Consider the following 5313-nt stretch of genomic DNA (forward strand, 5'->3'; position numbering starts at 1 on the left):
CCCACCCCGATCGGCGCCTGGCGTCGTCGATCCAGCGGTTGGTCCTCTACGCCTCCCACGGAGGGTGCACCTTCCCCGGGTGCACCGCCCCGGCCAGGCGAAGTCAGTTCCACCACGTGAGGGAATGGTCCAGGGGCGGGCCGACGACGGTCGCCAACGGGGCACTCGGCTGTCCCGTCCACCACGGGTTCGTCGGCGACGGCCCCGGAGGGTGGAAAACCGTGGTGAACGCCGCCTCGCCCGGCCTGTGCACGTGGCTGCCTCCCGGCGTCGACAGGCTCACCGATGTGTGACGACCCGCCCCGGACCGGGGTGGGGGATCGGGCCGTCGGGTGTGTACAAGGTGTGCTGCGCCGCCGGCGCTGTCACAATGCCCCCGTGCCCGAATCCCTTCCTCCCGAGTCCGTAGCGTCCGACACCCTCGCGTCCGAACCCCGCGCCTCGGGGTCAGGCGATCCCACCGGGGCCGAGTTGTCCGACTCCGACGTCGCCGCACTCTCGATCCCGTCCCAGTCGGACGGTGCGCCGCTCTCCTCGTCCGCGGTCTACGTCGTGGCCCCCGAGGGCGACACGGGCAAGTCGACCGTCGCGTTGGGACTGCTGCGCATCCTGGCCGGGACCGTCCAGCGGGTCGGGGTGTTCCGCCCCGTCACGGTCGCGCCCCGCCCCGCCGGTCCCGGCGTCGAGGACGAGGAACCGGTACGCGACCCCATCGTGGAGATGCTGCTGCAGCACACCACCGTGGACCTCGACTACGAGGACTGCATCGGCGTGACCAACATGCGCGTGCACTCCGACCGCGACGCCGCCCTGAGCGAGATCGTGCACCGATATGAGGCGGTGGCCCGGCAGTGCGATGTCGTGGTGATCGTCGGCACCGACTACACCGGGGTGCCCAGCCCCACCGAGTTCGACTTCAACGCCACGATCGCCGTGAACCTCGGCGCCCCCGTCTTGCTGGTGCTCCGCGGATCCGACCGCACCCCGGCCGAGATCGGCACCAACGCCCGGCTCACCCTCGAGGAGCTGCGTGTCGAGCACGCCCACCCCGTGGGAGTCGTCGTGAACCGGTGCGATCCCGGCGCGCTGGAGGAGATCCGGGCCGAGCTCGGTTCGCTGGACGTACCGGCCTGGACGCTGCCCTCCCAGTCGCTGCTCACCGCGCCCACGATGGGCGAGCTCATGGAGGCGGTCGACGGCGAGCTCTACTCCGGCGACCCGGCCCTGCTCGACCGCGAGGCGATGGCCGTGATGGTCGGCGGCATGACCGGCGACCGGATCCTGGAGCGACTGGTCGACGGGATGGTCGTCATCGTCCCCGCCGACCGCACCGACGCGGTCCTGGCGATCCTCGCCGCACACGCCGCCGAGGGCTTCCCCTCGCTGGCCGGGATGATCTGGAACGGTGGGGTCAGGCCGAACGCGGCGTTGGACAAGCTCGTCCGCGGGATGCGCTCCACCCTCCCCATCATCTGCACGGGTCACGGCACTTACGACACCGCCCGTCTGGCCGCCGAGACCCGCGGGCGCGTCTTCTCGGGCTCGGGGCGCAAGGTGGAGACCGCGCTCAGCCTGATGGAGAAGCACGTCGACACCGAGGAACTGCTCGCGCCGCTGCGGGTCGACGCGCCCGACGTGATGACGCCGCAGATGTTCGAGCACCAGCTCCTCGAGCGTGCCCGCGCCGACAAGCGCCACATCGTGCTCCCCGAGGGCGACGACGACCGCATCCTGCACGCCGCCGGCCGACTCCTGCGGCGCGACGTGGCCGACCTGACGATCCTCGGTGACCCCGAGGCGATCCGTCGGCGTGCCGACGAGCTGGGCATCGACCTGAGCGGCGCGACACTGCTGGACCCGCGGACGAGCGAGCACGCCGATCGGTTCGCCGATGATTATGTCGAGCTGCGCAAGCACAAGGGCATGACCCCGGACGTGGCCCGTGACCGCATCCTCGACATCTCCTACTTCGCCACGATGATGGTGCACACCGGGCTCGCCGACGGCATGGTCTCCGGCGCAGCCCACACCACCGCGCACACCATCCGCCCCGCCCTGGAGATCATCCGGACCCGCCCCGGCGTGAAGACGGTCTCGAGCGTGTTCCTCATGTGCCTGGCCGACCACGTACTGGCGTTCGGGGACTGCGCGGTGGTGCCCGACCCCACCGCCCAGCAGCTCGCCGACATCGCGGTGTCGTCCGCCGAGACCGCCTCGCGGTTCGGGATCGACCCGCGTGTGGCACTGCTCTCCTACTCCACCGGGGACTCCGGCAGTGGGGCCGACGTCGACAAGGTGCGCGAGGCGACCGCACTCGTGCGGTCGCGGATCGCCGAGGCGACCGAGGGTGATCCGGCTGCCGGCCTCGTCGTGGACGGGCCCCTGCAGTTCGACGCCGCCGTCGACCCCACCGTCGCGACCAAGAAGATGCCCGACTCCCCGGTCGCCGGCCGGGCCACCGTCCTGGTGTTCCCCGACCTCAACACGGGCAACAACACCTACAAGGCCGTACAGCGGACCGCGGGCGCGGTCGCGATCGGCCCGGTCCTCCAGGGGCTGCGCAAGCCGATCAACGACCTGTCCCGCGGTGCGCTCGTGGAGGACATCGTCAACACGGTCGCCATCACCGCAGTCCAGGCGCAGGGCGTCGGAGACCTCCAGGGAAGCGACTCATGACCCGCGTGCTCGTCATCAACTCCGGCTCCTCCTCCCTGAAGCTGCAGATCCTCGACACCGCCGTCGAGGGTGAGTTGGCCTGGGCGCTGGTCGAGCGGATCGGTGAGCCCGTGGGCACGCTGACCGTGCGCCGCAGCGACCTGGCCGGTGCCGGTGCGGAAGAACGCACCGCGGAGGCGGAGTTCCCGGACCACACCGCCGCGCTCGGTCACGTACTGGAGTTGGCGAAGGAGCTGCACGTCCATCCCACCGACCTGGGGGTCGAGGCGATCGGCCACCGTGTGGTCCACGGCGGGCCGGCCTTCCACGAGCCGGTCGAGGTGACGCCGGAGGTGGAGGCCGACATCGAGAAGCTCGAGGTGCTCGCCCCTCTGCACAACCCGGCCAACCTGCGTGGCATCCGGGTGGCCCGCGACCTGCTGCCGGGGCTGCCGCACGTGGCCGTGTTCGACACCGGGTTCTTCCACACCCTGCCCGCCGCCGCCCACACCTATGCCATCGATCGCGAGACGGCACGCGAGTGGGACCTGCGCAGGTACGGCTTCCACGGCACGAGCCACGAGTTCGTCTCCCGCCGCACCGCCGACGTCCTGGGCCGCCCGTACGGCGAGCTCAACCAGATCGTCCTGCACCTGGGCAACGGGGCGTCGGCGTCCGCGATCGAAGGTGGCCGCGCCATGGATACGTCCATGGGTCTGACGCCCCTCGAGGGACTGGTCATGGGTACACGCCCCGGAGACCTCGACCCCGGCCTGATCATCCACCTCATCCGTGACCGCGGCATGTCGCCCGAGGACGTCTCCACCCTGCTCAACCGCCGGTCGGGGCTGGAGGGGCTGTCGGGGGCGCGCGACTTCCGCGAACTCCTGACGCGGGTCGACGATGGCGACGAGGACGCCACGCTGGCCTACGACGTGGTGATCCATCGCCTGCGTCGCTACATCGGCGGTTACTGGGCGGTCCTCGGCGACGTGGACGCGATCACGTTCACGGCAGGGGTGGGGGAGAACGTCGCACGCCTGCGGGCCGATGCGCTGTCGACCATGCGCGGCTGGGGAGTGGAGATCGACGCCGAGGCCAACGAGAACGGCACCGGCGAGCGGGTCATCTCCACCCCCGGCAGTCGCGTGACGGTGCTCGTGGTGCCCACCGACGAGGAACTGGCGATCGCGCGGGCGTGCGACGAGGTGCTGGGCCTGGGAGGATAACCCCGTCCACATTTGCTAAGAACAACTTTAGTTTTAGAGTGCGGGGTGATCCCCGGCATCCGAGCCCGGGCTGGACGAAGTCGGACGATGCCCCACGCCTCACCCTCCTCTCCGGACGACCGGCCCGAGCACGGGCCGCCTCCCGGCCCGACGCAGGGTTGGCCCAGGAGTCGCGGGATCGTGCCGCTCATCCTGGCGGCGGTCGCCACCCTGGTCCTGGGCGGGGCGTCCGTGGCTCAGGAGGTGACGGTGCCGGCCCTCGGTGCCCGCGCCGATCTGGAGTTCTCGCTGGACGGTTCCATCTGGACGGACGCCCCGGATCTCGCTCTCGGTTCGTGGGGTTGCGACCCGGCCGGTGGGCCCGGGGGTTCCGCTCCGCCCGCAAGCCCCGCTCCGCCCGGGGCGAGCGCCAGCATCCCCGACGTGGACCCGTGCGCGATGCTCCCCGGCGAATCCGTCGACCGCACCTATCACGTCCGCAATGCGTCCGACTCCGGCCGCACCGGCCGGTATGCGGTCGGAGTCGGTGACTTCGTGGTGTCGGAGGGCGCCGAGTTCGCGGTGCGGTCGAGCATCACCGGCGCGGCAGTCGCCGACTCGGGGACCGTGATGCTGTACGGCGCGGGTACCGGCCAGGCCGGGGGCTCTCCGGCCCGCGGTGCCACGGTGGCCGCCCTGGAACTGGAGCCGGGGGAGTCGGCGCGCGTGGTGGACGAGGTCTCCGTTCCGCTCGACGTCCGCAACAGTGCGCAGCGGCGGAGTGTCAGTCCGAGGATGTGGGTGTCGTTTTCCGACGTCGACGGCCTCGACCGCGACGGCGACGGCTTGCCCGACACCACCGAGGACCTGCTCGGCACCGATTCGTCCGACGCGCTCAACCGACTGCCCGACGTGACCGTGGGACAGGAGTACGGGCCCGAACGGTTCCTCCCGACCCCGCCCGAGGGCACCGTGCTCGACGTGGTCACCGACACGCTGCCGCGCGGCATGCGACTCGAGGACGGGGCCCTGACCGGTACTCTCACCCGCGCCGGTACCTTCGACATCTCGTTCTCGGTCACCATGCCCGGAGGGGCCACCTACACCTCTGTGCGACGCGTGGTGGTCCACCCCGCCTCCGGCGGCGGTTCGACGGACCTGCCGGACGTCGTCTGGCCGGTCATCGTCGGGGGCGTCATCGGTGTGGTGATCGGTGTCGTCGGCCCCGCCCTGGGCTCCCTGGCCGGTTCGCTCGGTGGGTCGTCCGACTCGTCCGGTTCATCCGGTTCAGGTGGCCCCGGTGGTCCCGGTGGCCCCGGTGGCCCCGGTAGCTCCGCCGGTTCGGACTCGCTGGCGGGCACCACCGTCGCCACCGCCTCTGCCCCCACCGCCCCCGCGACCGCGGCCACCACGCCTGACGCGGACCCCGCCACCGACGAGGGTGGCGCCA

General features: G+C 71.5%; 3 protein-coding genes and 1 pseudogene. All 4 read left to right on the forward strand.

Annotated elements, in window-relative coordinates; genetic code table 11:
- Positions 1–293 (forward strand): HNH endonuclease signature motif containing protein (locus tag G6023_RS05880; RefSeq protein ID WP_182634444.1); only part of this gene is annotated, 293 nt, incomplete at its 5' end.
- 85 nt (positions 294–378) lie between these two features.
- Entirely contained in the window at positions 379–2676 is a 2298-nt protein-coding gene (pta, locus tag G6023_RS05885) for a phosphate acetyltransferase (protein WP_347570726.1), read from the forward strand.
- Positions 2673–3884: an acetate/propionate family kinase gene (locus G6023_RS05890; RefSeq protein WP_182634446.1), complete on the forward strand. Its 1212-nt coding sequence runs from the start codon at positions 2673–2675 to the stop codon at positions 3882–3884. The genes pta and G6023_RS05890 overlap by 4 nt, the downstream gene beginning before the upstream one ends.
- Positions 3885–4064: 180 nt before the next feature.
- Positions 4065–5313: pseudogene (locus tag G6023_RS05895) on the forward strand (hypothetical protein); the annotation flags it as partial.

The sequence above is a fragment of the Dietzia sp. DQ11-71 genome (genome assembly GCF_014144995.1).
Classification (GTDB): Bacteria; Actinomycetota; Actinomycetes; order Mycobacteriales; family Mycobacteriaceae; genus Dietzia; species Dietzia kunjamensis.